Here is a 26,206-nt window from a genome sequence, read left to right as displayed (position 1 = left end):
AGAGGAGAAAATCAAAATGGAAACTAAAACTATGTCTTTTCGTGACACCATTATCCTCGCTATGTCTGAGGAGATGCGTCGCGATGAAAATGTACTCTTGATGGGAGAGGATGTCGGAGTTTTCGGTGGAGACTTCGGAACATCTGTTGGTATGCTGGAAGAGTTTGGACCTGAGCGTGTACGCGACTGTCCCATTTCAGAAGCGGCCATCTCAGGTGCAGCAGCAGGGGCTGCCATGACTGGCCTTCGTCCAATCGTCGATATGACCTTCATGGACTTCGCTGTGATTGCCATGGATAATATCGTCAACCAAGCAGCTAAAACGCGCTACATGTTTGGAGGGAAAGGGCAAGTTCCGATGACCATTCGTTGTGCGGCTGGTAACGGAGTTGGCTCTGCAGCTCAGCACTCACAGTCTTTGGAATCTTGGTTTACCCACATTCCAGGTCTTAAGGTGGTAGCTCCGGGCACGCCTGCTGATATGAAAGGCCTCCTCAAAGCTTCTATTCGAGATAATAACCCAGTCATTATCTTGGAATACAAGTCTGAATTTAATCAAAAAGGCGAAGTGCCAGTCGATCCTGAGTATGTTATTCCGCTTGGCGTTGGTGAAATCAAAAAAGAAGGTACCGACGTAACAGTTGTTACCTACGGAAAAATGCTGCGTCGTGTCATGCAGGCGGCTGAAGAATTGGAAGAAGAAGGTATTTCTGTAGAAGTCGTTGACCCACGTACATTGGTGCCGCTTGATAAGGATATTATCATCAATTCTGTTAAGAAGACTGGTAAGGTCGTTCTGGTCAATGATGCTCACAAAACTAGCGGTTTCATTGGTGAAATTTCAGCGATTATTGCTGAGTCTGAAGCATTTGACTATCTAGATGCACCAATCCGCCGTTGTGCAGGTGAAGATGTCCCAATGCCTTATGCACAAAACTTGGAAAACGCGATGATTCCGACTGTTGAAAGCATCAAAGACGCTATTCGGAAGACATATCATAAAGAATAAGGTATAATAAAGAAAAGGCTTTCTCGTGGATTAGATTACATAGATTATTTTATGTAATCTAATCTTGTGTAGAGGGTCAAAGATGTTAAAACGTTTGTGATGGCTGATAGTCGTTACAAATAGCACTAAAACAACTTGTAGGGTTACGACTGGAAGGAATTGAAACTATTTTTTCTTTGCAGTCAGTGCCCTTAGTATCATAATTAGAATTGGAGAGGTCATGGCTGATGATAAGCTAAGAGCGACTCCTGCTGCTAGAAAGTTAGCGGATGATTTGGGAATCAACCTCTATGATGTTTCTGGCTCAGGCGCAAACGGTCGTGTCCACAAAGAAGACGTGGAAACTTATAAAGATACAAACGTGGTGCGGATTTCACCACTGGCAAAACGAATTGCCCAAGAACATAATATCGCTTGGCAAGAAATTCAAGGAACTGGCCATCGTGGCAAGATTATGAAAAAAGACGTCCTTGCCTTTCTGCCTGAAAATATTGAGTCGGATACGATTAAGTCTCCTGCTCAAATCGAGAAAGTGGAAGAAGTTCCAGACAACCTCACTCCTTACGGTGAAATCGAGCGGATTCCAATGACGCCTATGCGGAAGGTTATCGCACAACGGATGGTAGAATCTTACCTGACGGCACCAACCTTCACTCTCAACTACGATGCCGATATGACAGAAATGCTGGCCTTGCGTAAAAAAGTGCTAGAGCCAATCATGGAAGCAACTGGCAAGAAAGTAACTGTGACAGACCTGCTTTCTCTTGCTGTTGTCAAGACATTGATGAAGCACCCTTATCTCAACGCTTCATTGACGGACGAAGGTAAGACGATCATCACTCACAATTATGTGAATTTGGCTATGGCGGTTGGTATGGACAATGGCCTGATGACACCAGTCGTCTACAACGCTGAAAAAATGAGCCTATCCGAGCTTGTAGTAGCCTTTAAAGATGTAATTGGACGTACCTTGGATGGTAAGTTGGCACCGAGCGAGCTACAAAACTCGACCTTCACAATTAGTAACTTGGGAATGTTTGGTGTACAGTCTTTTGGACCAATCATCAACCAGCCAAACTCTGCTATCTTAGGTGTCAGCTCAACGGTTGAAAAACCTGTCGTTGTGAATGGAGAAATCGTTATCCGTCCAATTATGAGCTTGGGCTTGACCATTGACCACCGTGTAGTTGATGGAATGGCAGGAGCTAAGTTTATGAAGGACTTGAAAGCTCTGATTGAAGACCCAATTTCAATGTTGGTATAAGATTTTCTTTGCTAGTCTGAAAAGCAAAGAATCGCTCAGCAAATGAAGAACTAATTAGAAAAGGAAAGAAAAATGGCTTTAGAAGTAATTATGCCAAAAGCCGGCGTGGATATGACCGAAGGACAAATTGTCCAATGGAATAAAAAAGTCGGCGAATTTGTCAAAGAAGGGGAAATCCTTTTGGAAATCATGACTGACAAGGTCAGCATGGAATTGGAAGCAGAAGAAGATGGCTACCTGATTGCCATTCTAAAGGGTGATGGCGAAACTGTCCCTGTAACGGAAGTTATCGGTTACCTTGGTGAAGAAGGCGAAAATATCCCAACAGCAGGAGCAGCAGCGCCAGCAGCTAGCCCTGCACCTGCAGCAAGTGCCTCAAATGAAGATGGTAAGAGCGATGATGCTTACGATATCGTTGTTATCGGTGGTGGCCCTGCTGGATACGTAGCTGCCATCAAAGCGGCTCAACTTGGTGGCAAGATTGCCTTGGTTGAGAAGTCTGAACTCGGCGGAACTTGCTTGAACCGTGGCTGTATCCCAACTAAGACTTACCTCCACAATGCTGAAATTATCGAAAATATCGGTCATGCAGCAAATCGTGGTATTGTCATTGAAAATCCAAACTTTACTGTTGATATGGACAAGCTCCTGGCAACCAAGTCTAAAGTTGTTAATACCTTGGTTGGTGGAGTTGCTGGTCTTCTCCGCAGCTATGGCGTAGATGTTCATAAGGGTGTGGGTACCATTACTAAAGACAAGAATGTACTGGTAAATGGTTCAGAATTGCTTGAAACCAAAAAGATCATCCTTGCTGGTGGTTCAAAAGTTAGCAAGATTAACGTTCCTGGTATGGAATCATCACTTGTGATGACCAGCGATGACATTCTTGAAATGAACGAAGTGCCAGAAAGCCTCGTAATCATCGGTGGTGGAGTTGTCGGTATCGAACTCGGTCAGGCCTTCATGACATTTGGTTCAAAAGTAACTGTTATCGAAATGATGGACCGTATTGTTCCAGCTATGGATGCGGAAGTGTCTAAGAATCTTCGCTTGATTTTGGAACGCAAAGGCATGACTATCTTGACAGGCACAAAGCTCCAAGAAATCATCGAGGAAAATGGTCACCTTCGTATCAAGGTTGAAGGTAAAGATGATATCATCGCAAGCAAAGCTCTTCTCTCAATTGGTCGTGTTCCAGACCTTGAAGGTATTGGAGATGTTGAGTTTGAATTGGATCGTGGACGTATCAAGGTCAACGAATACATGGAAACTTCTGTTCCAGGTATCTACGCACCAGGTGATATCAATGGTACTAAGATGTTGGCNCACGCAGCCTTCCGTATGGGTGAAGTTGCTGCTGAAAATGCCCTCAAAGGAAACCATGCTGTTGCTAAATTGAACTTGACTCCGGCAGCCATCTACACTCTTCCTGAAGTAGCAGCAGTAGGTCTCACAGAAGAACAAGCTCGTGAAAAATACGATGTAGCCATTGGTAAATTCAATTTTGCAGCTAACGGTCGTGCCATTGCATCTGATGCTGCTCAAGGTTTCGTAAAAGTTATCGCCGATAAGAAATACGGAGAAATCCTTGGTGTTCACATCATTGGTCCTGCAGCTGCAGAATTGATCAACGAAGCATCAAGTATTATCGAAATGGAAATCACTGTTGAAGAAATGCTGAAGACCATCCACGGACACCCAACCTACTCTGAAGTGATGTACGAAGCATTTGCAGATGTACTAGGAATGGCCATCCATTCACCTAAGAAAAAATAATTTAAAGATAGACTAGGCTGGAAAGATATTTTCCAGTCTCTATCGTATAAAGGGATATCATGAAATATATTATCAATCATTCAAACGACACTGCCTTTAATATTGCCTTGGAAGAATATGCCTTTAAACACCTTTTGGATGAGGATCAAATCTTCCTGCTTTGGATCAATAAACCATCTATCATTGTTGGGCGTCACCAGAATACTATTGAAGAAATCAACCGCGACTATGTGCGGGAACATGGTATTGAAGTTGTGCGCCGCATTAGCGGTGGTGGAGCCGTTTACCACGATTTAAACAACCTTAACTACACGATCATCTCAAAAGAAGATGAAAACAAGGCCTTTGACTTCAAGAGCTTCTCAACTCCAGTAATCAATACCTTGGCTCAACTTGGTGTAAAGGCTGAATTCACAGGCCGTAACGACCTTGAGATTGATGGCAAGAAATTCTGTGGAAATGCCCAAGCCTATATCAATGGCCGTATCATGCACCACGGATGCTTGCTCTTTGATGTTGATTTGTCAGTCCTAGCAAATGCCCTCAAGGTTTCAAAAGATAAATTTGAATCAAAAGGCGTGAAATCCGTCCGTGCCCGTGTAACCAATATTATCGATGAATTACCAGAGAAAATTACAGTTGAAGAATTTCGTGATTTGCTATTGGAATACATGAAAAAAGAGTACCCAGAGATGACTGAATACGTCTTCTCAAAAGAAGAATTAGCTGAAATCAACCGCATCAAGGATACCAAGTTTGGTACTTGGGACTGGAACTACGGCAAATCACCTGAATTTAACGTCCGTCGTGGAACAAAATTCACCAGTGGTAAGGTTGAAGTTTTTGCCAACGTCATTGAATCAAAAATCCAAGATATCAAGATTTACGGTGACTTCTTTGGTATCGAGGACGTTGCAGCTGTAGAAGATGTCCTTCGTGGAGTGAAATACGAACGTGAAGATGTCCTTAAAGCTTTAGAAACTATTGACATCACACGCTACTTTGCTGGTATTAGTCGTGAAGAAATCGCTGAAGCAGTAGTGGGATAAAAACATAAGAGATTCGCTTTTGCGGATCTTTTTTTAAACTCAGTTTTACCTATAAATAGTTTATAATATATTGTTTTTATGGTATTCTATAGATGTATAGAATCGTTTGAAAAGCTTGAAGTATCTGTCTTCAACCTCTCTTTAGAAAGTGTGAGCTTATGAAACGAGTCTTTATTATCCTTTCTAATCTTTTTGTCACCAGCTTTCTTCTTTGGATTGCCTTTATTTCACCAAATACGCTCATCCACCGAAGCCTACCTGTGATAGGAGTCTTTAAACAAGAAAGGACTGCCACCCATGAGGAGCTTTCGTCCAACTTAGATCAGTTAGCAAAGGAAAATAATAGTTTAATCGCTCGTCAGATTCAACAAACGGATTCGCAAGGTCAGGTCAAGTTCTCCTATGATCTCTACGGAGAGGGAGAGATGCCAAAGGGCATCAAAAAAGCAGGTAAAGAATTTGCTTCCAAGGAAAGCTTACTTACCAATTACTATATCCTATCAGGGAAGTTACCACTCGAAAAGTTGGATCAAAAACTACACGAACTTGGTTTCTCAAAGACTTTCATGAATAAGCCTAATCTCTTGCAGAATTTTATGGCATTTTTTGGTTCCGGTTCCCAATCCTTAGCCTTGGTTATTTTTATTCTTAGCTTTAGTGCATTGGCCATTATTCAAAAAACACTTGAATTGAGGAGTGCAGGGATTCGTTACATTGCAGGGATGAGACGGTACCAACTCTTTGGACGTTCTCTCATGGAAGATAGCAGAGAGTTGCTTTTAGGATGTATTGGAGCCAGTGCCCTAGGAATCATTTTGATTTATTGCTTACAATTAACCCCCTTTGCCTATTCCTTCATTATTTCAAGTAGTATCATTTATAATACGCTCTTGCTCATCGTATCTGCTCTCCTGTCCTTTATATTTNCATTCAGCATCCAGACGGTGCACTTGGTTAGCCTTTTAAAAGGGAAAATTCCAGTAAAAAGGATTTTAGTTTTTCTCTTTACCTGTCAATTTCTCGCTGTTGCTCTCATTGGCCTTGCTATTCATCGGGTCAGTATCTATGGTTCTAGCTGGCAGACTTACCAAGAGGGGAAAGTAGCTTGGTCTAAAGAGACGAATTGGGTTCAAATTGGTGTAAATCGGGAGGATCTTTCACAGAATACAAATAAAGAGATGCAAAGTGAAAAAAGAGCCAAATGGTCTAAGCTCATCGAGTCTGGCATCGAAAAAGGTAGTCTCTTGGTCCATCATCAGCTCACATCTTTTGATTCAAAAGGCTTCATGAATGACCCTAGAACAGGGAAAAATCTTTCGATCACAGATTACGATCCTCTTGCCAATACCCTGTATGTCACTCCAAATTATCTTGATATCCAAAGGATCTCAGTTTCCCCTGAGGAAAAAGAGCGCTTGAATCACTTGCAAGCTGGAGAATTTGGACTCTTGCTCCCTGAAAAGTTGAAGGGTCAAGAAGAGGAGTTGAAAAAACGGTATGAAGATTATCTGACTCCTAGAGATGATAAAGGAAAGAGTCAGTTGCCCATGAAAGCACGGGTGACCTATCTTCCTAACAACCGAAAACGCTTTATTTATAACAATACACCTATGAACTATCAGCAATTCTTGACCGATCCGATTTTGGTTGTTGTTCAACCTAAAAGCTTTGGTGGCTACGACAATCCTTATTTCTCTCAACTCAATTCTTATCTGTATTTTGATGGACTTGAAAAAAGCAAGAAGCTAGTAGCTGAGAATGGGCTTGAAAAAAACGTGAGTCAATACGACTATGCAGCAGCTGTCTATCAGCAGATGATGCAATCCATTCAATTAGAGAACCTCATGGCCATTGCTGGCGGTGTCTTCGGAATGGCGACCTCCATTCTACTCTTTAACACCATGAATTTCCTCTATTTTGAAGAGTTTAGAAGACCGATATTCCTGAAGAAGATTGCGGGTATGGACTTTTTGAAAATTCACCAAAGCATGCTCATATCAGAGATTGTCATGCTGCTATTAGGTAGTGTCCTGATTTTCTTTCTCACACAGGAATGGTGGATCGCTCTCGTCACGCTCTTATTATTTGCGACCAATGCATGGCTGATTCTCCTTTACCGCTCGCATAAAGAAGATCATTTCTTGCCCATTATTCTGAAAGGAGCCTAATATGATCAAAATAGAACACCTGACAAAATCATTTGGAGAACGGACTGTCTTTCAGGATATCAATCTGCAATTTGCAGCAGGAAAGGTCTATGCTCTAATCGGAAATAGCGGTTGTGGCAAAACAACCTTACTCAATATTCTAGCCAAACTAGAACCTTATGATAAGGGAATCATCAACTACCGAGGGCAAGAGCTTAAGCAAATCAAATCTCATCACTTTTTTAAGGATGAATTAGGCTATCTCTTTCAAAACTTTGGTCTTCTTGAAAACGAGACCGTAGCTGCCAATTTAGAACTTGGAATGATTGGTCAAAAATTGACTAAACAAGAGAAGAAGCAGCGAGAAGAAGAAGTCTTAGAAAAGGTGGGATTGAATTATCTCACACTCGATCAAAAAATCTATGAATTATCAGGCGGAGAAGCGCAACGTGTCGCCTTAGCTAAAGTCATCCTCAAGGATCCTCCCTTGATTTTGGCAGATGAATTGACTGCAGCACTCGATCCAGAAACTTCACAAGAAATTATGAACTTGCTTTTATCATTGAAAAAGCCCGACCGATTGATGATTCTTGCAACGCATAACCCAGCGATTTGGGAAAAGGCCGATGAAGTGATTCGGTTAAATACTATTTAAGTAAAAATGCTCTATGATTTTTTGTTCATAGAGCATTTACTGTTGCATGTGTCATAATTTTAGTTCTGTAAACTAGAGCTTGTCCAGAGCATCCTTTTGCTCGTCATTGACGATATGAGTATAGAGGTCAGTGACTTGTGTACTGGCGTGTCCTAGCTGGTGGCTGACAAGAACTTGAGATTTAGTTGCATCATACAAACGTGTAGCAAGTGTATGGCGGAGTTTGTGAGGCGTCACCCGCACCTTGAAGTCCTCAGAATACTTGGCCACCATTTTTTCGACACTGGAAGCATCGATTCGATTAGGAGTGCCACGGTATTCAGTCAAAAAGAAGGCTGTATCCGTCTTTTCGGCCTTGTATCGCTTGCTACGAATATTCAGATACTCTTCTAAATAAGGCTTGGCAAAAGCAGCAACATTGACAGAGTCCCTTTTTCCGCCTTTTCTTGTCACTTCAATAACCATCATCTTTAGATTGATGTCTTTCAGATCCAGATTAACAGCCTCAGACAGACGCACACCAGAGGCTAGCAGCAAGGCAATGATGGCTAAATCTCGTTCTTTATTTTTGTTAAAAGAGGACAGAGCTCGATTAGAGAGCTTCATAGGGTACTCCGTATCGATATATTGGAGAAATTCTTCCGTCTCATCCCCTAAAAAGAGCTTCTGCTTAATATTCTCTGCACGGGCTGCCAGAGTTTCCTTTTTCTTCTTAGTAGCAACTTTTTTCATCACATTTCGATAGAAGTAGGGCTCACCTTGATCATTTTCCACTTCCTCAGTCAAATATTTATAGAGGCTGGACAAAGCCGAAAGAGTCCGATTGATGGTTGTCTGGGAAACACCATTTTGAGTTGTATTGGCATTGAGAAGCGGTCGCTCGCGCAGATAAAGAATGAAGGCTTCCATGTCTTTTTTGGTCATATTTTCCAAGACCGAGAGAGGAATCTCAGCAATCTCTGAAACATCAGATATACCAGAGTCTAAAACCCAGCGAAAAAAACGATCGTATTCTTTGAGATATTCGTACAAGGTCGTAAAACTATAAGGTACCGCCAGCTTGGATTGGTAGTATTCTAGAACGTACCAGGGCATAGTGGCCTTGAGTTTATCAATTCTTTCCAATAAAATTTCACGTTTCATTCTATCTTCCTCATGATTTTTCTATAAAAGAAGTATAGCATATCTAGATATATTTTTCAAGAAAATTATAGTTTTTCGGAAAGATGTTGGAGGGAAGTAAGCAACCTAACTTTACTACAAAACAGATAATTAAAACAAGACAGAATTAAGAAACTAAACTCTGTCTTGTTTCACTAAAACTTATTCTTCTAATTCGATTTTTTGAAAATAATCCAGTTGCCATTTTTGTGTTGCCCGAGCTGTTTTATTTAAATTTGTGCACCAGGACGGATAAAACCGCATAGCCATCTTTCCTTTACAATCCTTTGTAGAAAGAATTTTTTTACTGATAGTCACCTCTTTGGGAATCATAAATAAACCGCAATGACAGCCGTCTATCACGACAATAAGCAGTTCATCACCCAAGTCCTCATCGGTATAAGAAATATTTTTGTTGTCTTGGTCTTTTTTCCAAAAGACTGTAAAGTAGCCTTCTTTTTTAGGTGTTTTCTTTGCCAAACGACATCTTTTATATTCTTGATCATCCTTTGGCTTAATCAAAATGCTTTCATAGTTTTCATTCCATCTTTCATTTATCAGATCAAAGTCACCATAATACCTATGAAGAATGTCTGTCATTTTCATTGTTTTATTGTCTTTCTAAATTTTTCACCAAAATAAATTATGTAATATAATTATTAGAATAAAAACTCCCTAATTAAATCAATGGCTTGATCATTTTGCGGCAGAGATGAATGATGAGCATCCTTTCCTGCGATGATAGTCTCTCTGTATGAAGCAATTTTGCCTTTGTAAATCAGGCGCCCTGCTTCTACACTGCTTCTATGGACAATTCCGTCACCATCCCGGAAAAATATTCCTAAAATCGATAGATGCTGCAGCTTCTTAGGCAGTTTTTCCTGATTGGCTACAAAGTCATCTAACATTGGGACTCGACGATTAAGATTTTTCTTGTTCAGATTATAAGGACTGCCAATAGTCAGGAGCTTTTCCATCTCCAATCCAGAATGGTTTGCTAGGTATTGCTGCAGGAAAGCTGTGTATACTAGGCCTCCGTTAGAATGTCCCAGCCCTTTAAAGCTGGTAAAAGAGTACTTCTCTCGCAAAACAGTTATGGCGGCGTTGAACATAGCAGCCTGCTTCTTGATATTTTTGTAACCATCGCGATTATTCTGAAAACCAACCACAAAAATGGGATTTCTATCCTTGAGCTTCAAATGCCCTCGATAAGTCATGCGGCTGTCATTCCAGACTTTTATACGAATCAGACTATGGTGTGGATGCTGGCCGTGATTGAGTTTTTGGACCATTTTGTTAAAACGATTCTCTGTTGCTGAACTGCCCGGAATCATGATGATTGGCTGAATATCAACTTTACTCAAGGGAAGATGGCTGATAGGATGGGAAGGGAGTTTGTTTTGTATTTTGGTGTAAAGCTGAATCAGGTACTTAATAAACTTTTTCATTTCTTTTTTCCTAAGTGTACAAAACAAGTTACATAAAATAAATTATGTAACTTGTTTGCGATTACTTCCGTTTTTTCTTGTTTTTCTTCATTTGCTTGGCCATTTTATTCATGCTGCGGCGCATGAGGAATTCTCCTGCTTTACCTTTGAGGCCACCGCCAAAAAGTTGACTCATATCTGGCATACCTGCTCCGCCTAAAGCAGATAAATCAGGCATACCGCCTTGGCCCATCATGCCTTCTAAAGCTGACATATCCGGCATGCCACCCGGCATATTTTTAGGCAGATTGTTAGGATTGAGCCCCATCTGTTTCATCATTTTGTTCATATCTCCAGATAGGACGCCCTGCATCATCTGTTTAGCTTGGTTAAAGTCTTTGATAAACTTATTTACTTCGACAAAGCTATTACCAGAACCAGCTGCAATCCGACGACGACGGCTTGGGTTAAGCAGATCTGGATTTTCCCGCTCGGCTGGTGTCATAGAGGATACGATGGCACGTTTACGGGCAATTTCTTTTTCATCTACTTTGATGTTTTTAAGAGCAGGATTATTGGCCATACCAGGCAGCATCTTGAGCAATTCTTCCATAGGACCCATGTTCTGCACTTGGTCCAGCTGGTCGATGAAATCGTTGAAATCAAAGGTGTTTTCCCGCATTTTTTCAGCCATTTCAAGAGATTTCTTCTCATCGTACTCTTGAGCGGCCTTTTCAATCAGGGTCAGCATATCCCCCATACCGAGGATACGGCCAGACATACGGTCTGGGTGGAAGGTTTCGATATCAGTAATCTTTTCACCGGTACCAGTGAACTTGATGGGTTTGCCAGTAATCTGACGGACTGACAGAGCTGCACCACCACGGGTATCCCCATCAATCTTGGTCAGGATAACCCCGGTCACTTCGAGTTGATTGTTAAATTCACGGGCTACATTTGCTGCTTCCTGACCAATCATGGCATCGACAACCAGCAGAATTTCATTTGGCTGTGCTAAAGCCTTGACATCAGCTAGCTCTTGCATGAGTTTCTCGTCAATTTGTAGGCGACCAGCCGTATCAATCAAGACATAGTCATTGTGATTAGCCTTGGCTTGCTCCAAACCCTGACGGACAATCTCTACTGCTGGAATTTCTGTCCCCAAGGCAAAGACTGGCACATCAATCTGTTGGCCCAGTGTTTTCAGCTGATCAATAGCCGCTGGACGGTAAATGTCCGCCGCAATCATCAAAGGACGGGCATTTTCTTCTTTCTTGAGTTTATTGGCCAATTTACCTGCAAAGGTCGTTTTACCAGCCCCTTGCAAACCAACCATCATGATAATAGTCGGAATCTTTGGTGACTTGATAATCTCGGCAGTATCAGAACCTAGAATGGCTGTTAGTTCTTCATCTACGATCTTGATGATCTGTTGAGCTGGATTGAGCGTGTCAATAACTTCGTGTCCAATAGCCCGCTCACGAATCTTTTTAATAAAATCTTTAACAACAGGCAGGGCAACGTCAGCCTCCAAGAGAGCAAGACGGATCTCTTTGGTCGCTTCCTGGATATCACTTTCAGAAATTTTTCCCTTTCTGCGTAGATTTTTAAAGACGTTCTGTAAGCGTTCAGTTAAATTTTCAAAAGCCATAAATGTTTCTCCTCTTAATTATCAAATAATGGAAATGGACAGGTTTCTATCCGTCTTATTCTCGGTTATCAATACTTGACAAAACCGCAAGCTGCTCCTGCAAATAGGGATCATCAGGGTATTTCTCCATAATCTGGTCGAAAATCTGACTTCTGACGATATAGTCAGAGTACATGTGCAGTTTCATTTCGTAGTCTTCCAGAATTTTCTCTGTCCGCTTGATATTGTCATAGACAGCTTGGCGGCTCACATTAAACTCCTCGGCAATCTCAGCAAGGCTGTAGTCATCCGCATAGTAGAGCTCAATATAGTTCATCTGCTTGTCGGTTAGCAAAGCCGCGTAAAACTCAAACAGAGCATTCATTCGATTTGTTTTTTCAATTTCCATAAAGAATATTATACCAAATAATCCCTTTAAACTCCACTCTTTCGGTAGGTTTGAAAATAGAGAATTGTAAAAAAACTGCCGACCGACAGTTTTTTTACATAATTTAAATTATGTAATTATTTGTTTTCCAAATAAAATTCAAAGCGTTCGCCGACATACTGGCTTTTTACGTACTCAAAGGCCGTTCCATCATCAAAATAAGAAACTTGTGTCAAGCCTAAAATGGCATGACCACGGGGGATTCCTAGGTATTTAGCGATTTTCTCCTTGGCCAAACGGGCGTAAATGGTCTGTTGGGACTTGCCAATTTTATAGCCGTGCTCTTGCAGGGTTTGAAAGAAATGGCTGGTCACTTCTTCTTTTTTGAAATTTTTTATAAATTTCTCTGGAATTGAGGCAACTTCATAGACAACGGGGATATCGTCAGCGTAGCGAACCCGTTCCATGCGGATGATGTTCTCTGTCTTATGGATGCCCAGCTTTTCGACTTCTCGCTCGCTAGGCAGCGTCCGACGGTAGGAAATCAGCTGGCTGGATGGTATTTTCCCTTGAGACTTCATAATTTCTGTAAAACTAGTTGTTCCACGCATTTTTTCCTGAACGCGTGTACTTGCGACATAAGTCCCGCTGCCGACTCGCCGCTCTAGCACCCCTTCCTCCACCAGAAGCGTAATAGCTTGGCGCAGGGTCATTCTGCTAACCTCGAAAGTTTCAGCAAGATCACGTTCGCTTGGCAAACGCTCGCCAATCTCCCAAATACCCTCGTCAATATCTTTTTTTATTTGATCATGTATTTTCACATAAGCAGGTAACATCAATAGCCCTCTTTTCTGATTTTAAGCAGCTTTTTTATACATTTATTGTATTATCAATTAGTTTAAAAGTCAAACTAAATATCAATCAATGTAGGGAAATCCTATTTGTTTATCATTTTTTAGAACAAATGTCCTAGCTTTTCATTTATTTTACTTGCAGCTAGCCCTATAACCTTGGAAAAATTCGATTTTTGTGATAGAATGAGGGGAAAAGATTACTTCTTTTAAGAAAGGGAAAAGATGACAACTACAACTGAATTGCAAGATGTTGAAAAAATCATCGTGCTTGATTACGGCAGCCAGTACAACCAGCTGATTTCACGTCGTATCCGTGAAATTGGTGTGTTTTCTGAACTCAAGAGCCACAAGATCACAGCGGATGAAGTCCGTGCTATCCATCCTGTTGGTATTATCCTTTCAGGTGGACCTAACTCAGTTTATGAAGAAGGTTCATTTGATATTGACCCAGAGATCTTTGAGTTGGGGATTCCAATTTTAGGGATTTGCTATGGTATGCAGCTTTTGACTCATAAATTAGGCGGGAAAGTATTGCCAGCAGGTGATGCCGGCAATCGTGAATATGGTCAATCCAAACTGACACGTGCTACTTCTCCTCTTTTTGAAGGCACACCAGATGAGCAGCTTGTCCTGATGAGCCATGGTGATGCGGTGACAGAGATTCCTGCAGACTTTGTTCGTACTGGTACATCTGCAGACTGTCCTTTTGCATCTATTGAAAATCCTGACAAGAAAATCTACGGAATCCAGTTCCACCCTGAGGTTCGTCATTCTGAGTACGGTTACGATATTTTGCGCAATTTCGCTCTTAATATCTGTGGAGCTAAGGGCGACTGGTCTATGGATAACTTCATTGATATGCAGATTCAAAAAATTCGTGAAACAGTCGGTGACAAACGTGTCCTGCTTGGCCTATCAGGTGGTGTTGACTCTTCTGTTGTAGGTGTCCTCTTGCAGAAAGCTATCGGCGATCAATTGATCTGTATCTTTGTAGATCACGGTCTTTTGCGCAAAGGCGAAGCAGATCAGGTCATGGATATGCTGGGCGGAAAATTTGGTCTTAACATCATTAAAGCAGATGCAGCGAAGCGTTTCCTTGACAAACTTGCTGGCGTATCTGATCCTGAGCAAAAACGTAAGATCATCGGAAACGAGTTTGTCTATGTCTTTGACGACGAAGCCAGCAAACTGAAAGATGTAAAATTCTTGGCTCAAGGTACACTTTATACTGACGTTATCGAATCTGGTACTGACACTGCTCAAACGATCAAGTCTCACCATAATGTTGGCGGCCTGCCAGAAGATATGCAGTTTGAGCTGATTGAACCGCTAAATACACTTTACAAGGATGAAGTGCGCGCTTTGGGTACAGAACTTGGCATGCCGGATGAAATTGTCTGGCGGCAGCCATTCCCAGGTCCTGGACTTGCAATTCGTGTCATGGGTGAAATCACTGAGGAAAAATTGGAAACTGTCCGTGAGTCAGACGCTATTCTCCGCGAAGAAATCGCCAAGGCTGGTCTTGACCGCGACATATGGCAATACTTCACTGTCAACACTGGCGTTCGCTCAGTAGGTGTTATGGGCGACGGTAGGACTTACGACTACACAATTGCAATTCGCGCTATCACTTCTATTGATGGTATGACAGCTGACTTTGCCAAGATTCCTTGGGATGTTCTGCAAAAGATCTCTGTCCGTATCGTCAATGAAGTTGACCATGTTAACCGCATCGTCTACGATATTACCAGCAAACCACCTGCAACTGTTGAGTGGGAATAAGAAATACGCAAAAACCAGCTAGATTCTAGCTGGTTTTTTAGTTATATTTTAAAGACAGTCTTATTGACCTAGCAGGCCCTTAAAGAAATTGACGATTGCATTCCAGATATTGCTGAAGAAATTACCGCCATCTTCAAGAAGTCCGTTTGCATCAAAGTTAAGGTTGATATTATTGAATGTGTCACCAGCCTTTGAAACAATACTGTTTTTCAGGTCGGTGAGCGTCTTTGTGAAATCAGAATTTGTGATGACTCCGCTGTTTGAAAGATTGACAGCAAAGTTAATAATCAGATTGATTTGGTCAGCTGTGACGGAACTGCTGAGACCGTAGTTTTTCAGTGTTTCTTCAACGATTTTACGGACATCAGCTTCTGTCAAGTTGCTGTTATTCTTTTTAGCATTAGCAACTGCTGTTTTTATATCTGTCAAAGCCACATTCAATTTATCAGCATCGTAACCTTCCTTGCCCTGGTTCTCAGCGTTGATATTTGAAAGTGCGGATAATTCTTCCTGAGCCAAATCTTTATTTTCCTGAGGGACGCTTGCTCCATTTTCCTCCAGTGAGTAATAGATACCAGCCAGGGCGCTTTCTCCAGTTACAGGGATCGGTGCTGCTACTGTGATTTCTGCATGCTGTACGCCCAAGGTGACTGCCGCATTGCGATACATATCCTCTGTAACCTTGGTGATGTTTTGCGGCGTAACAATCTTAACTTGAAGCGGCTTCTTGTTGCCCAACTTCTTAATCTTAACAGAAGAATATAGCTGCAAACTAGGATCATTTGCCACATTCATAATCTTTGAATAGACATCAGGTGTCATTGTCTTCAGAGGTTTAGAATCACTCGATGCATTGTAGCCTAAGAGCTGAAGCGTTTGCTCTTTTTGACTGTCATCCAAGGAATAGCCCAAGACATACTCAGGCTGAACATAGGTTTCGTCAATGACTTTTTGAACGTTTGTGTCAGCCATTGCTGTAGAAACGGTAAAGAGAGTAGCTAGAAAAGCTCCTGCTGTCAGTAATGTTTTCTTAAATTTCATTTAACTCCTCAATCTATCTCTAAACAATAAGGTTTTAGAGAAGCTTCGATTATAATCAGCGGATTGCGCTGTCACACTAAATTAGGAAAGGAAAACTTTCCATAGAACAAAATAGTACAAAATGCTTAAAGTTTTCTTACAGACGAAGAATAGCCTGCTTTTCTTAAAATCATTTGCCCCAAAGAAAATCAATCAATAATCTATCGACTTCTGGATTTTCATGCAGCTGGCTATGCTGAGCCAGAGAGCCAGTCACTCTTTTTTCCTGATAGGACTTGGCATTGTCAATTACAAGATACTTGAGACTGCGAGAAGAAACGTTTAAGACGGAACCATCCGATTCATTTTTAAAATCTCCATAGATATTGAGAACATCCACTTGATCTTGCGGATAAATTTCGCGCAAGCCCAGAAGTTTTTGATAGCTATCACTCATGGCGCTAGGCTGCCCTGTATGGTTATCTAGAATGGTCAAATTAGCTGGCAAATCCATGCCCTCCAAACCATTGACATGATTGGCGATATTTACCTGCTTTTGTAACTGAGGAAGTTCTTCATTTCGAGCATGCTCTAATAGGTAAAATAAAATAGACATATTTCCCATAGAATGTGCAACAAAATTCATCTTTCTAAAGCCATACCTTGCTTGCAACTCTCTAACAACTGCTGCCGCATACTCTCCATCCTGAGCATAGTTGGCATTTCGATTGTCTTTGAACTCAACCATAACAATTGGATTGATAGCATCTTTTGTTATCTCTCCTTTAAGAGTTACTTGAGCGTGACTATCAACTGTAGCCGTGATGATGGTTTGAGTAACTCCAGCTTTTCTGGCCGCTTCTGCCATATGCTTTTCAGCATTAGCACTCGATCCATAACCGTGGAAAAACAAGGTAGGTATGCTTGACTGAATATAGTCTCTACTATTTAATCCTTTGGTTTCCCGATTGTAGATTAGAAATAAGCTAACAAGAGCAATGAACAGAAAAGTTGAGAGTGCTATGATAGACCGTTTACTCATTTTCCACCTCCTATCTTGTATGGATCGTATTATAACATTTCTAATAGCCTTAAACAACTAAAGAAGACAGTGTTCTATTTAAAAAGAATTTAAAGAAATCCAATTTGTATTAAATCGGATCTATTTTGTTTTTATTCGTATTAACTTGAATAGACAATCATCGCACCAAGAACTATCATGCTATTCAATTTTATCGTCATACTTTCTTTTATAATGTTTTTTAGCTTTTTGCGTGTGCTGCCTGATGAAATCAGTTTTAGCTTCTGTATAGGCATCACGATTGTGCTCGTGCTTTTTCCATAAGATTAATTTTAACTGCTCGTAGTCTTTAGCGACAGCTGGATGATCTTTCAGATAGTCTCGGAAATAGAGTTCATCATTGTCTCCATAGTAGCGCAAATGCAAGTGAAAAACTCGTTCAGCAAAACCTTGCAGTGTATAGCCCTTGTTAAAAGACATGCGACCTTCTGACTCTGACATAAGCAGGTAGCCATGCTCTAGCAATTCTCTCTTGATGCTCCCCATATCTTCACTTCGAGGAATTTCTAAAAGAAGGTCTATAATCGGCTTAGCCCATATCCCCTCAATAGATGTGGAACCAATATGATGCATCTTATACAATTGATTTTCTGGCAAAAAATTTACTATTCTTCTGCTTTCCTCTACATACCAAGCTGCCCAATCCTTATTGTGCTCCTCTAAGAAAATCGGGAACAACTGCCATAATTCTTCTAAAGACATATCTTCTAGGGCCTTTGCCATGTGACTTCTCCTTACCTTGTATCAAACGAGAATTAGAGTAAAGACCGGGAATCCTATCCCAGCCTCAGTTTTTATTACCAATAAAGCAAGCCATAAGTCAGTAAAACGCTGATCATGCTAAAGAGTGAACCGATCAGATAGTATTCTGCAAAAGACTGGCTTTCTGAGATCTTATTATAGCGGGCAATAGATTTAGCTGTAAAAACTAACCCAATGGCAGTAAACTGCCCGAAAATAAGGGAAAGTCCCATAATCAAGCGTTCCAAAATCCCAATCATGGCACCAGCCCCCGCAATAGTTTCCCCACTGTCTTCTCCTGCCTGATACTTGCTGAAGAAGAGTTTAAAGAGGATATTAATCGGCTTGCCAGTAAGGGCGAAGAAAAAGAGAGCCTGCAGCATGAGGTAGCGCTCAGACAGCCAATTAGGAGCTGGAATGTGCCGCTGTCCTAAGAGAAAATAAAGAGTAAAAATGCTCATCAGATGCAAGAGCTGATCCAGTAAAAAGGCTGACTTTTGAGCTTGGCGATGGACAATCAAAGAATTCAGCTTATATTTCAAGAAGTCAATAAGCGCATGGCTGAGCCAGACCAAGGCGAAATATGGCAGATACTTAGGTGAAATTATCCCCAAGAGAAACAAGGGTAATAGAACAATTCCCAAGTGGAGAATCAAAAAATTCAACCGCCGGCTTTTGAGGTCTGCCATTTTCTGACTTTGAAGCTGAAAATCAGCTAGTACATGAGCCAGCAAAGTCAATACAAGAATCGGATTCTGCATGAAAAATTCTGAAAATCCCATAAAATTTGTCATTGTTCAGCCTCCTTTGCTGCCTGTAGAATCATTCTCATAGCTAAACGGCGATTTCTCAGATAGATCTTCAGACCAGACGACTTGAGCCGCTTACTAAGCGCACTGGGACTAATCTGCAGCAGCTCTGCTATTTCCCCATGAGAAAAATTCTCGTCATAGATATATTCCATGAGCATCCGCTCGAGCACCTCTCTCTGGCTAGCATTCCACTTGCTCTGGATAAAGGACGCAGCCGCCAGCACCGTATTGACCGCCTGACTGAGCTCTTCATCTCCTAAGGATACAGCTATGCGACTGCTTCCATAATCATTTTTTTCGTGGACTGCGTTAATAGCTGCGCGTGCCCTCCAGTAGGCTGGACCGTCCGAGCCAATACTTTGCTCTCGATTGATATCCGTCACAATCTCACCCAGACCAAGACCAAAGCGAATCGGGTGAGGAAAGCCTAAGGCAATCTGATCAATGAGCCGCATGATCTCAGGATTAGGCCGCAGCAAAGCCTGAAACTCGTCTCCAGTCGTTACTGTAAAAGGCGACACCAGATAATCTCGATAATCCCGATTTAGCACCGCCATCAATTCCTGCAACTCTTGCTGCACCTGCTTGCGGTTTTTTAGCTGTTTGGACTCAATCAAATCTCCAATAAGAGCAATATAAAGCATAGCTGATCAAACCTCCTTTAAGTCCATTATAAAGGAAAATTCTTAAAATGTCTATTAAAACGGAAAATTTTAGAAATATCCATTAGAACGGAAAGACTATTTTTTCTTTTTAGCTGCTGGCAAGACAGGATAGATAGCCTCAATCAAACTACAGAGAAAGGCAGCATCTTCTACTTCTTTTATATAAAGCATCGGCTTTGCACCTGGATAAGGCAGTTCATAGACTGGATTTTCTAAGAGAACCAGAGCTGGCTGGACTGGCTTGAGTAGCAAGCGATTGTCATAAATCCCGCCGAATAAGCGATCTCGATAATAGAGCAAATACTCTCCCATCATCTTTCGAAAGCTAATTTCTTGGCCTAAGCCTTGCAGCTGCTTCAGGATCAAATCCAAATATTCTTGACTAGATGCCATCGGAACACCTCCATGAATTGATACTTTATTATACCAAAAATGGATGAAGATTGCTGATGTATCTTCTTCAATCCGTAGTCTGTCTATCCTCGGGTAAGCAAAAAAGCTAGACCTAACAAGTCTAACTCTTTTACTTCTTATTTTTTTAAAAGTCCTTCCTTGACCAGATAATCACGCGCGACAGCTTCCGCTTTTTTGCCTTCAATGCCGACTTGATAATTCATCTGGCTCATCTGGCTTTCTGTAATTTTACCAGCCAGCTTATTGAGAATACCTTCCAATTCAGGGTGTTTTTCTAGCAGTTCAGCCTTCATGAGAGGCGCTCCTTGATAAGGAGGGAAAAGATGCTTATCATCTTCTAAAACTTGTAAATCATAACGCGCAAGTTCTGCGTCAGTCGAGTAGGCATCCGTGATTTGAATATCACCCGACTGGATAGCTTGGTAGCGAAGAGCTGGCTCCATAGTTGATACATTGAGATTGAGTCCATAGACCGACTGAAGCCCCTTATTCCCATCTTCACGGTCGTTAAATTCCAAGGTAAACCCTGCCTTGAGCTTGTCTTGAACTGTTTTAAGATCAGAGATGGTTTTAAGATTGTATTCTTTGGCGACACTCTTGGGTACAGCAATCGCATAGGTATTTTGATAAGCCATGTGATTGAGCAAGACTAGATTGTCCTGTTTTTTGATTCCATCACGCGCTGCTTCAAAAACTTCTTCAGCATCATTGCTGACCTTTGGAGCAGGCTGCAAGAGAGTTCCAGTAATCGTACCGGTAAACTCAGGATAGATATCAATATCACCTTTTTTCAGTGCTTGATAAAGGAAGTCAGTCTTACCAAAGTTTGGTTTGACTGTCACAGTCATATCCGTATTTTCCTCGATGAGGAGTTTATACATATTCATGAGAATTTCTGGCTCTGGCCCCAATTTCCCAGCAATGACCAGATGATCCTTGCTTTGTTTAGGTAATAAACTCGGCGTATAAGAAGCGCCTAGTCCGAGGATTAAGACCGCAAAAGCTGTAAATACAGTCCGAAGCTTAGCCTTTTCCATCCATTTAAGGAGACTGTTGAAAAGAATGGCCAAAACTGCAGAGGAAATAGCTCCAATCAAGATTAGACTGGCATTGCGACGGTCAATTCCTAGAAGGATAAAAGAACCTAATCCACCAGCTCCGACGAGGGCTGCTAGAGTTGCTGTTCCGATAATCATTACCGTTGCCGTCCGAACTCCTGATACGATGACGGGCATAGCTAGAGGCAGTTCAAACTTTTTGAGTCGTTCCCACTTGGTCATCCCAAAGGCGATTCCAGCTTCCTCTAAACTAGGATCAATCCCATTCAAAGCCGTGACAGTATTTTCTAAAATTGGGAAAATAGCGTAGATCACCAGGGCAGTCAGTGCCGGCAGTGTGCCAATCCCCATGAGGGGGATAAAGAGTCCCAGCAAGGCCATTGAAGGAATAGTTTGAAAGATTCCTGCAATTTGCAGTACCCAATTAGCTGTTTTTTTGTGACTATTGAGATAGATAGCGAGTGGAATGGTCAGGAAGATGGCCACTAGTAAGGTCAGAAGAGAGAGCTGGAGGTGCTGACCAAGGGCTGTTACCCAATCACCAAAGCGCTCTTGAAAGGTAGAAATTAAATTAGCCATGTTGAACACCTCCAAATAAATCTGCTACGAAGCTGGTTGCAGGTGCAGATAAGATTTCCTCAGGTGTCGCCACTTGACGAATCTCCCCGTCCTGCAGAACGGCAATCCGATTCCCCAACTTTAAAGCCTCGTCCGTATCATGAGTCACAAAGATTGTCGTCATCCCAAATTCATTGTGCAATTCTCTGGTCAAAGTTTGTAGTTGTTTTCTCGAAATGGCATCCAAGGCCGAAAAAGGTTCATCCATCAGCAGGATTTTGGGTTGTGCGATAATGGCACGGACAATTCCCACCCGTTGCTGCTCACCGCCTGACAGCTCACTGGGCATACGGTGAGCATAGTCTTCAGCAGGTAAGCCGACTAACTCTAGCAATTCATCGGTCTTCTGCTCAATATTTGCTTTGCTCCATCCCTTCATCTCAGGAATCAGAGCAATATTTTCCGCAACCGTTAAATTGGGAAAGAGGGCAATCGCCTGTAAGACATACCCTGTGGAAAGGCGCAGTTCACGCTCATCATAGTCTTTGATGCGCTTGCCATCCATGTAAACATCGCCATCTGTAGGTTCCAAAAGACGATTAATCATCTTAATCATGGTCGTCTTACCGGACCCAGATGGCCCAACTAAAACCATGAATTCACCATTCTCAATTCGTAAATTGACATCTCTCAAGACATCCTTTTCTGTGTAGCGTAGCGCTACATTTTTATATTCAATCATTCTTTGTCCTCAATTTAAAACTTCCCTCGGTTGGTCAAGTCTTCTACCTTAGGCATGACTTCTTTATTGTCCCAATGCTCAACAATCAAGCCATTCTCCAAACGGAAGATGTCATACTGGGCATAGGCAACGCCATCAATCTGAGTCTGCCCATAGCTGACCACATAGTTTCCTTGTCCCAAAAGTTGGAAAACAAAGTCAAAAGCAACCCCGTGCTCAGCTACATAGTCTTTATAAGCCTGACTTCCTTGTCCAATCTCATGATTATGCTGAATCAAATCTTCTGCCACATAATCACTCCACTGCTCTAGTTCGCCATTTTGGAAAATTTCTGTCAAGAAACGACGAACGTTTTTTTTATTTTCTGCTGTCTTATCCAAATCCGTGATTTCAAAATCCCCAAAAATCTGATCTAATTGGCCATTTTCTGGAGCGCGATAGTAGTCAATGACATCCCAATGCTCAACGATACGTCCATTCTCATCAGAACGTAAAGTATCTGTCGTCACCCATTGCGCTTCCCCACCATTGAGAAATTGATGGACGTGAACAAAGACCAGATTGCCATCCTCAATGGTGCGAACAATTTTCATCTCACGCTCGGGATGACGCTCAAAGAAATTTGCAAAGAAAGCCGCAAACCCTTCTTTCCCATCTGGCACACCTGTCGAGTGCTGAATGTAGATATCTCCTACAGACTGAGCCTGAGCCTCGGCAACACGACCGTTTTGAATGGCATGAATATATAAATTTTGCGCATTTTCAACTTGTTTTGACATGATTTATGCCTCATTTGCTTTCTCTTTCAGATTGGCTAAAATACGTTCCTGATAATTTTCAAACTGGCGAATTTCATCTTCTGAGAAACCTTTGTAAAAAATCGCATCCAACTTTTGACTGACACGATGGCCAACTTCTTTCTGGGACCAACCTTGCTCCGTCAACTTGACATATTTTTTTCGCTTGTCTATTCCACATGGACTGATGGTGATCAGATTTTGCTCCTCAAGCTTCTTAATCATGGTTGTTAGCGTATTATTAGCCAGTCCTGTCGCCAGCGTAATGTCTGTCGCCGTAGCGCAACCTGTCTCACTATTCCATAAAACGGTGAGAATCTTGCCCTGTTCACTGCGATAAAGGGCTTCAGGATCCTGGCTCAGTAACTTTTGAAAAATCCGCCCATTCAACAAACGAATATGATAGGCTACTAAATGACTGTCTTTCATACTTCCTCCAATTTATTTCTATATCGAAATGAATAAAGTTATTGTAACACTTATCATTTCAACTGTCAACTATTTCGATTTGGAAATAATTTTAAACTGGGTAAAGAAAAAAAGCAGGTTAAACCTGCTTTAAAATCTAAAATTTATTGTTTCCGATTGATGTATCTGTTGAACAAAATGGTCATAATTTTCAGCTTCTTGAGGAATAAGAATAGACCACTTTTTCAAGAGCGCCCCGTAACCTGATAATTTACCTATGTCGTTATCAACAACCTTCTCCACGCTTGGGAAAATAAGACCGGCTGTTTTTGCTTCTAAAATGTATGCATAGGAAATCAGTTGATATAAATCCTCACGATTGATTCCTTTTTCAGTAAATTCTAGCTTTTTATATTTGGCATCTAGTACGATTTTTAAATCTTTTTGATAGAAGTCTGGATAAACCTTTCGAACATGACTGCTAAATACAGAAATGCCATCTGTCTTTTCTTTATTTCGTGGATGGATAAAACCTTCTGGCAATAATGTCTGGACATACTCTTCCCAAAGCCAAGCAACATCAAAGAGAACACCGTGTATTTTTTGCTCTCGAAGTCCTAAACCGTGCTTTTCTCTACTTAGAATCAACAGACAGAGTTCCTGTAATTTTCTATATTCTCGAAAATAGGCATGACGAACAGGTTTAGTTTGATTCAGTCTGATAATCTTAATACGATCAGCTAGTTTATAAGACGGAGTCACGCGGATAATTTCTGTTACATTTTCACGATTAGCATCAAACACTCCGCTTCCAATTGTTTTCTGATTCTTAATATACTCAATAGTGTGTCGAATCAGTTGCATCAATAGATTATCATAAGCAAACTCTCTAGTAGTGTAGGAAATATTTCCCATAAAAGGAACATTTTTCTTAAGATGATTTCCTACATCAATCGCTCCTTTTACATGGCTATCATTATGGAAAAACCTCTGGTATTCCTTATAAAGCCCTTTTCTCAAAGCCGCTTGCAGATATTTTGGGAAGAGGTAAACCAATAGTTGATAGAGTTCATCTTCGCTAGATAAACCAACATCCAAATTAGTGAGATTGATATTGAGGACCTTCTGCAAGAGATAATGTAAAAAATAGTCGTTATTAGCATTTGAAAAACGAGAGGAAATCGTTAATCTTTCCTGACCGTAACCCAGAAAACCAATCACATTTCCTGTCTTAATGTTCTGATTGACAGTTTCAAAAATTTTATGTCCCTTGTCCAAGTCAGAAGTATTTTTCAAATCATTTGGAAAAATGAAAATACTATCCTCTTGAGAAAGACTTTCTAAAGTTCTATCTAAAAGTACCTGACTAATTTTTGGGTAGATTTCAACAAAATCCTCTTTTTTTATAAGTTGCTGATTATCTGTTATCCGTATCGTCATTTCCATCGCTTTCATTGTCACTAGTTATTGACTGATTGGTTTGCTCATTACTTGTCTTATCAAATGCCTTTTTCAAAGTTTCCAAAGTTTCAACTTCTTCATAAGAACCTCGTAAGTAATCTTCCAAAAGCGGTTTGAGGTAATCAGACCAGAGTAATTCATAGTCAAAGTCTACATCCTTCAACTTAAGGAAATAACTTGGTCCGATATGATAATGACTGTTTAACTCCTGAACGTTTTCGATAGCAGCGTTCAAGTTTCTTAGACGTTTTTTCGCTTCTTCCTCATGTCCGTCTAGTTTCTTATCTAGAATGTATAGCTGGCTTTCAGCAGTAACTTCAACAAAACGGAAACGACGACGCATAGCAAAATCGAAGGTATCTACTGAACGGTCAATATCATTCATTGTTCCGATGATGTAAACATTTTCGGGGATATAAAACTTTTCATCAGTTTCCTGTAGATTAGCATATTGGGTAGAAACACTCCCCATTTCACCACGATAGCCCGGATCAATGGAGAAAAAAAGTTCGCCAAAAATCTTAGAAATCTCACCACGATTAATTTCATCGATGATGAATACGAATTTCTTGTCTGTGTCAATCGTTGGGGATACATAATCAGATAAGCCATAACTTTCTTTCATGTGATCCAAAACAATTTTTTGATAAAATTTGACCTTTAAATTAGTCTCTTCACCCTTGTATAATAGATAAACTTTTTCTTTAGTAGCAACAGGTGAGCCAAACTTCACATTCCCTTGACTGTTTAGGCTGGCTGGAACAGAACTACGAGGGAACAAATATTGCCCCTGTTCCTTATTGATAGCATCCGTTAGCTTACCCCACGCTTCCTCAAAATTATCTTGGCCTCCAGTTTTTTGAACTTCTTTCGCTCTCTGACAGAACTTCTTAAAAATACCATCTTGTAATCTAAACTCAATAGCTCTATCCACATTTGAAACTGGTCTCAGCCCCTCTACAAAATCTGTATAGTCATAAGACGGGTGAAACTGTACAAAGCCGATTTGGTCTTCGTTGCTACCCGTTATTTCTTTGGCAATTTCTTTAGCAAGATAGGTTTTACCTGTACCAGGAGCGCCACGGAGGATGAGGTTTTTGGATTTTCTTAATTTATCTAAATAATCATTAATATTTTTATTCATAACAACTTTCTCTATATTTTTTCTATATGTACCATTTAGAATAGATTTATATAAATTGATACGTTCGGAATTTCTATCCCAGTTGATGGTTTGTCTTGTACCTTTTTTACCTTGGTATTCCCATCCACCATCTACTTTCAACCAATTAACACCAATACAATGC

25 protein-coding genes are annotated in these 26,206 nt (G+C 41.0%); 7 read left to right on the top strand and 18 right to left on the bottom strand.

Annotated features, from left to right (window positions below; genetic code table 11):
• The first annotated feature begins 16 nt into the window (after positions 1-16).
• The 6 genes from D8872_RS06915 to D8872_RS06890 all read left to right on the top strand — a co-directional run bounded on the left by D8872_RS06915 (position 17) and on the right by D8872_RS06890 (position 7,900).
• Positions 17-1,009 (top strand): alpha-ketoacid dehydrogenase subunit beta, encoded by a 993-nt coding sequence (locus D8872_RS06915; RefSeq protein ID WP_125390419.1) that lies wholly within the window; start codon positions 17-19, stop codon positions 1,007-1,009.
• Between the two features lie 220 nt (positions 1,010-1,229).
• Entirely contained in the window at positions 1,230-2,273 is a 1,044-nt protein-coding gene (locus D8872_RS06910; protein WP_125390418.1) for a dihydrolipoamide acetyltransferase, read from the top strand.
• 72 nt (positions 2,274-2,345) lie between these two features.
• On the top strand, positions 2,346-4,049 hold the full coding sequence (gene lpdA, locus D8872_RS06905; RefSeq protein ID WP_125390417.1) for a dihydrolipoyl dehydrogenase: 1,704 nt from the start codon (positions 2,346-2,348) through the stop codon (positions 4,047-4,049).
• 59 nt (positions 4,050-4,108) lie between these two features.
• Positions 4,109-5,098: a lipoate--protein ligase gene (gene lplA, locus D8872_RS06900; RefSeq protein WP_125390416.1), complete on the top strand. Its 990-nt coding sequence runs from the start codon at positions 4,109-4,111 to the stop codon at positions 5,096-5,098.
• Positions 5,099-5,256: 158 nt separating this feature from the next.
• Positions 5,257-7,266 (top strand): DUF1430 domain-containing protein, encoded by a 2,010-nt coding sequence (locus tag D8872_RS06895; protein WP_125390415.1) that lies wholly within the window; start codon positions 5,257-5,259, stop codon positions 7,264-7,266.
• Position 7,267: 1 nt separating this feature from the next.
• Complete coding sequence (locus D8872_RS06890; protein ID WP_125390414.1) at positions 7,268-7,900, top strand: ABC transporter ATP-binding protein; 633 nt, start codon at positions 7,268-7,270, stop codon at positions 7,898-7,900.
• A 72-nt stretch (positions 7,901-7,972) separates the two neighbouring features.
• Here D8872_RS06890 and xerS read toward each other — a convergent pair whose 3' ends face one another.
• The 6 genes from xerS to D8872_RS06860 all read right to left on the bottom strand — a co-directional run bounded on the left by xerS (position 7,973) and on the right by D8872_RS06860 (position 13,342).
• Positions 7,973-9,043, bottom strand: a complete 1,071-nt coding sequence (xerS, locus tag D8872_RS06885) for a tyrosine recombinase XerS (protein ID WP_125390413.1) — start codon at positions 9,041-9,043, stop codon at positions 7,973-7,975.
• Between the two features lie 180 nt (positions 9,044-9,223).
• Complete coding sequence (locus D8872_RS06880; protein ID WP_125390412.1) at positions 9,224-9,667, bottom strand: MepB family protein; 444 nt, start codon at positions 9,665-9,667, stop codon at positions 9,224-9,226.
• A gap of 53 nt (positions 9,668-9,720) precedes the next feature.
• Positions 9,721-10,509 (bottom strand): alpha/beta hydrolase, encoded by a 789-nt coding sequence (locus tag D8872_RS06875; protein WP_125390411.1) that lies wholly within the window; start codon positions 10,507-10,509, stop codon positions 9,721-9,723.
• Positions 10,510-10,570: 61 nt separating this feature from the next.
• Positions 10,571-12,139: a signal recognition particle protein gene (gene ffh / locus D8872_RS06870; RefSeq protein WP_125390410.1), complete on the bottom strand. Its 1,569-nt coding sequence runs from the start codon at positions 12,137-12,139 to the stop codon at positions 10,571-10,573.
• 55 nt (positions 12,140-12,194) lie between these two features.
• Positions 12,195-12,527: a putative DNA-binding protein gene (locus tag D8872_RS06865; protein ID WP_005590307.1), complete on the bottom strand. Its 333-nt coding sequence runs from the start codon at positions 12,525-12,527 to the stop codon at positions 12,195-12,197.
• A 116-nt stretch (positions 12,528-12,643) separates the two neighbouring features.
• Positions 12,644-13,342: a GntR family transcriptional regulator gene (locus D8872_RS06860; RefSeq protein ID WP_045497347.1), complete on the bottom strand. Its 699-nt coding sequence runs from the start codon at positions 13,340-13,342 to the stop codon at positions 12,644-12,646.
• A gap of 240 nt (positions 13,343-13,582) precedes the next feature.
• Between D8872_RS06860 and guaA the strand changes: the two genes are divergently transcribed.
• Positions 13,583-15,142 (top strand): glutamine-hydrolyzing GMP synthase, encoded by a 1,560-nt coding sequence (gene guaA / locus D8872_RS06855; RefSeq protein ID WP_125390409.1) that lies wholly within the window; start codon positions 13,583-13,585, stop codon positions 15,140-15,142.
• A 60-nt stretch (positions 15,143-15,202) separates the two neighbouring features.
• Here the strand turns inward: guaA and D8872_RS06850 are convergent, their stop codons facing one another.
• From D8872_RS06850 to D8872_RS06795, 12 genes are all read right to left on the bottom strand, one after another.
• Complete coding sequence (locus D8872_RS06850; protein ID WP_125390408.1) at positions 15,203-16,183, bottom strand: DUF1002 domain-containing protein; 981 nt, start codon at positions 16,181-16,183, stop codon at positions 15,203-15,205.
• A 169-nt stretch (positions 16,184-16,352) separates the two neighbouring features.
• Positions 16,353-17,204, bottom strand: coding sequence for an alpha/beta hydrolase (locus D8872_RS06845; RefSeq protein ID WP_125390407.1), 852 nt, complete (start codon positions 17,202-17,204; stop codon positions 16,353-16,355).
• A 180-nt stretch (positions 17,205-17,384) separates the two neighbouring features.
• Positions 17,385-17,966 carry a GrpB family protein gene (locus D8872_RS06840; protein ID WP_125390406.1) on the bottom strand — a complete coding sequence of 194 codons (582 nt, stop codon included), beginning with the start codon at positions 17,964-17,966 and terminating at the stop codon, positions 17,385-17,387.
• Between the two features lie 74 nt (positions 17,967-18,040).
• Positions 18,041-18,778, bottom strand: a complete 738-nt coding sequence (locus tag D8872_RS06835) for a DUF3307 domain-containing protein (RefSeq protein ID WP_125390405.1) — start codon at positions 18,776-18,778, stop codon at positions 18,041-18,043.
• Complete coding sequence (locus tag D8872_RS06830) at positions 18,775-19,440, bottom strand: SatD family protein (protein ID WP_125390404.1); 666 nt, start codon at positions 19,438-19,440, stop codon at positions 18,775-18,777. Before D8872_RS06830 ends, D8872_RS06835 begins: the two co-directional genes overlap by 4 nt.
• 96 nt (positions 19,441-19,536) lie before the next feature.
• Positions 19,537-19,854, bottom strand: a complete 318-nt coding sequence (locus D8872_RS06825) for a TfoX/Sxy family protein (protein ID WP_125390403.1) — start codon at positions 19,852-19,854, stop codon at positions 19,537-19,539.
• Positions 19,855-19,991: 137 nt separating this feature from the next.
• Positions 19,992-21,512: an ABC transporter permease/substrate-binding protein gene (locus D8872_RS06820; protein WP_125390402.1), complete on the bottom strand. Its 1,521-nt coding sequence runs from the start codon at positions 21,510-21,512 to the stop codon at positions 19,992-19,994.
• Complete coding sequence (locus D8872_RS06815) at positions 21,505-22,233, bottom strand: ABC transporter ATP-binding protein (protein WP_125390401.1); 729 nt, start codon at positions 22,231-22,233, stop codon at positions 21,505-21,507. The genes D8872_RS06820 and D8872_RS06815 overlap by 8 nt, the downstream gene beginning before the upstream one ends.
• 14 nt (positions 22,234-22,247) lie before the next feature.
• Positions 22,248-23,012 (bottom strand): nuclear transport factor 2 family protein, encoded by a 765-nt coding sequence (locus tag D8872_RS06810; protein WP_125390400.1) that lies wholly within the window; start codon positions 23,010-23,012, stop codon positions 22,248-22,250.
• Between the two features lie 3 nt (positions 23,013-23,015).
• Positions 23,016-23,459 carry a MarR family winged helix-turn-helix transcriptional regulator gene (locus D8872_RS06805; protein ID WP_125390399.1) on the bottom strand — a complete coding sequence of 148 codons (444 nt, stop codon included), beginning with the start codon at positions 23,457-23,459 and terminating at the stop codon, positions 23,016-23,018.
• Between the two features lie 129 nt (positions 23,460-23,588).
• Positions 23,589-24,893, bottom strand: a complete 1,305-nt coding sequence (locus tag D8872_RS06800; protein WP_125390398.1) for an McrC family protein — start codon at positions 24,891-24,893, stop codon at positions 23,589-23,591.
• Positions 24,856-26,206: McrB family protein (locus D8872_RS06795; protein ID WP_260471686.1), on the bottom strand; the 1,351-nt coding region annotated here is incomplete at its 5' end. The genes D8872_RS06795 and D8872_RS06800, both read right to left, overlap by 38 nt.

Source organism: Streptococcus cristatus (genome assembly GCF_003943815.1).
GTDB classification, from domain to species: Bacteria; Bacillota; Bacilli; order Lactobacillales; family Streptococcaceae; genus Streptococcus; species Streptococcus cristatus_F.
Note: the sequence above shows the minus strand (reverse complement) of the source record. Positions and strands in the feature narration are given on the sequence as shown.

What these genes read in the sequence shown, in the direction of transcription:
- D8872_RS06865 (WP_005590307.1), bottom strand. Translation starts at nt 12,527, where the DNA reads ATGGAAATTGAAAAAACAAATCGAATGAATGCTCTGTTTGAGTTTTAC.
- D8872_RS06810 (WP_125390400.1), bottom strand. Translation starts at nt 23,012, where the DNA reads ATGTCAAAACAAGTTGAAAATGCGCAAAATTTATATATTCATGCCATT.
- D8872_RS06850 (WP_125390408.1), bottom strand. Translation starts at nt 16,183, where the DNA reads ATGAAATTTAAGAAAACATTACTGACAGCAGGAGCTTTTCTAGCTACT.
- lplA (WP_125390416.1), top strand. Translation starts at nt 4,109, where the DNA reads ATGAAATATATTATCAATCATTCAAACGACACTGCCTTTAATATTGCC.
- ffh (WP_125390410.1), bottom strand. Translation starts at nt 12,139, where the DNA reads ATGGCTTTTGAAAATTTAACTGAACGCTTACAGAACGTCTTTAAAAAT.
- D8872_RS06910 (WP_125390418.1), top strand. Translation starts at nt 1,230, where the DNA reads ATGGCTGATGATAAGCTAAGAGCGACTCCTGCTGCTAGAAAGTTAGCG.
- D8872_RS06915 (WP_125390419.1), top strand. Translation starts at nt 17, where the DNA reads ATGGAAACTAAAACTATGTCTTTTCGTGACACCATTATCCTCGCTATG.
- D8872_RS06820 (WP_125390402.1), bottom strand. Translation starts at nt 21,512, where the DNA reads ATGGCTAATTTAATTTCTACCTTTCAAGAGCGCTTTGGTGATTGGGTA.
- D8872_RS06825 (WP_125390403.1), bottom strand. Translation starts at nt 19,854, where the DNA reads ATGGCATCTAGTCAAGAATATTTGGATTTGATCCTGAAGCAGCTGCAA.
- guaA (WP_125390409.1), top strand. Translation starts at nt 13,583, where the DNA reads ATGACAACTACAACTGAATTGCAAGATGTTGAAAAAATCATCGTGCTT.
- D8872_RS06880 (WP_125390412.1), bottom strand. Translation starts at nt 9,667, where the DNA reads ATGAAAATGACAGACATTCTTCATAGGTATTATGGTGACTTTGATCTG.
- D8872_RS06800 (WP_125390398.1), bottom strand. Translation starts at nt 24,893, where the DNA reads ATGAAAGCGATGGAAATGACGATACGGATAACAGATAATCAGCAACTT.
- D8872_RS06890 (WP_125390414.1), top strand. Translation starts at nt 7,268, where the DNA reads ATGATCAAAATAGAACACCTGACAAAATCATTTGGAGAACGGACTGTC.
- D8872_RS06815 (WP_125390401.1), bottom strand. Translation starts at nt 22,233, where the DNA reads ATGATTGAATATAAAAATGTAGCGCTACGCTACACAGAAAAGGATGTC.
- D8872_RS06840 (WP_125390406.1), bottom strand. Translation starts at nt 17,966, where the DNA reads ATGGCAAAGGCCCTAGAAGATATGTCTTTAGAAGAATTATGGCAGTTG.
- D8872_RS06830 (WP_125390404.1), bottom strand. Translation starts at nt 19,440, where the DNA reads ATGCTTTATATTGCTCTTATTGGAGATTTGATTGAGTCCAAACAGCTA.
- D8872_RS06805 (WP_125390399.1), bottom strand. Translation starts at nt 23,459, where the DNA reads ATGAAAGACAGTCATTTAGTAGCCTATCATATTCGTTTGTTGAATGGG.
- D8872_RS06835 (WP_125390405.1), bottom strand. Translation starts at nt 18,778, where the DNA reads ATGACAAATTTTATGGGATTTTCAGAATTTTTCATGCAGAATCCGATT.
- xerS (WP_125390413.1), bottom strand. Translation starts at nt 9,043, where the DNA reads ATGAAACGTGAAATTTTATTGGAAAGAATTGATAAACTCAAGGCCACT.
- D8872_RS06875 (WP_125390411.1), bottom strand. Translation starts at nt 10,509, where the DNA reads ATGAAAAAGTTTATTAAGTACCTGATTCAGCTTTACACCAAAATACAA.
- D8872_RS06860 (WP_045497347.1), bottom strand. Translation starts at nt 13,342, where the DNA reads ATGTTACCTGCTTATGTGAAAATACATGATCAAATAAAAAAAGATATT.
- D8872_RS06845 (WP_125390407.1), bottom strand. Translation starts at nt 17,204, where the DNA reads ATGAGTAAACGGTCTATCATAGCACTCTCAACTTTTCTGTTCATTGCT.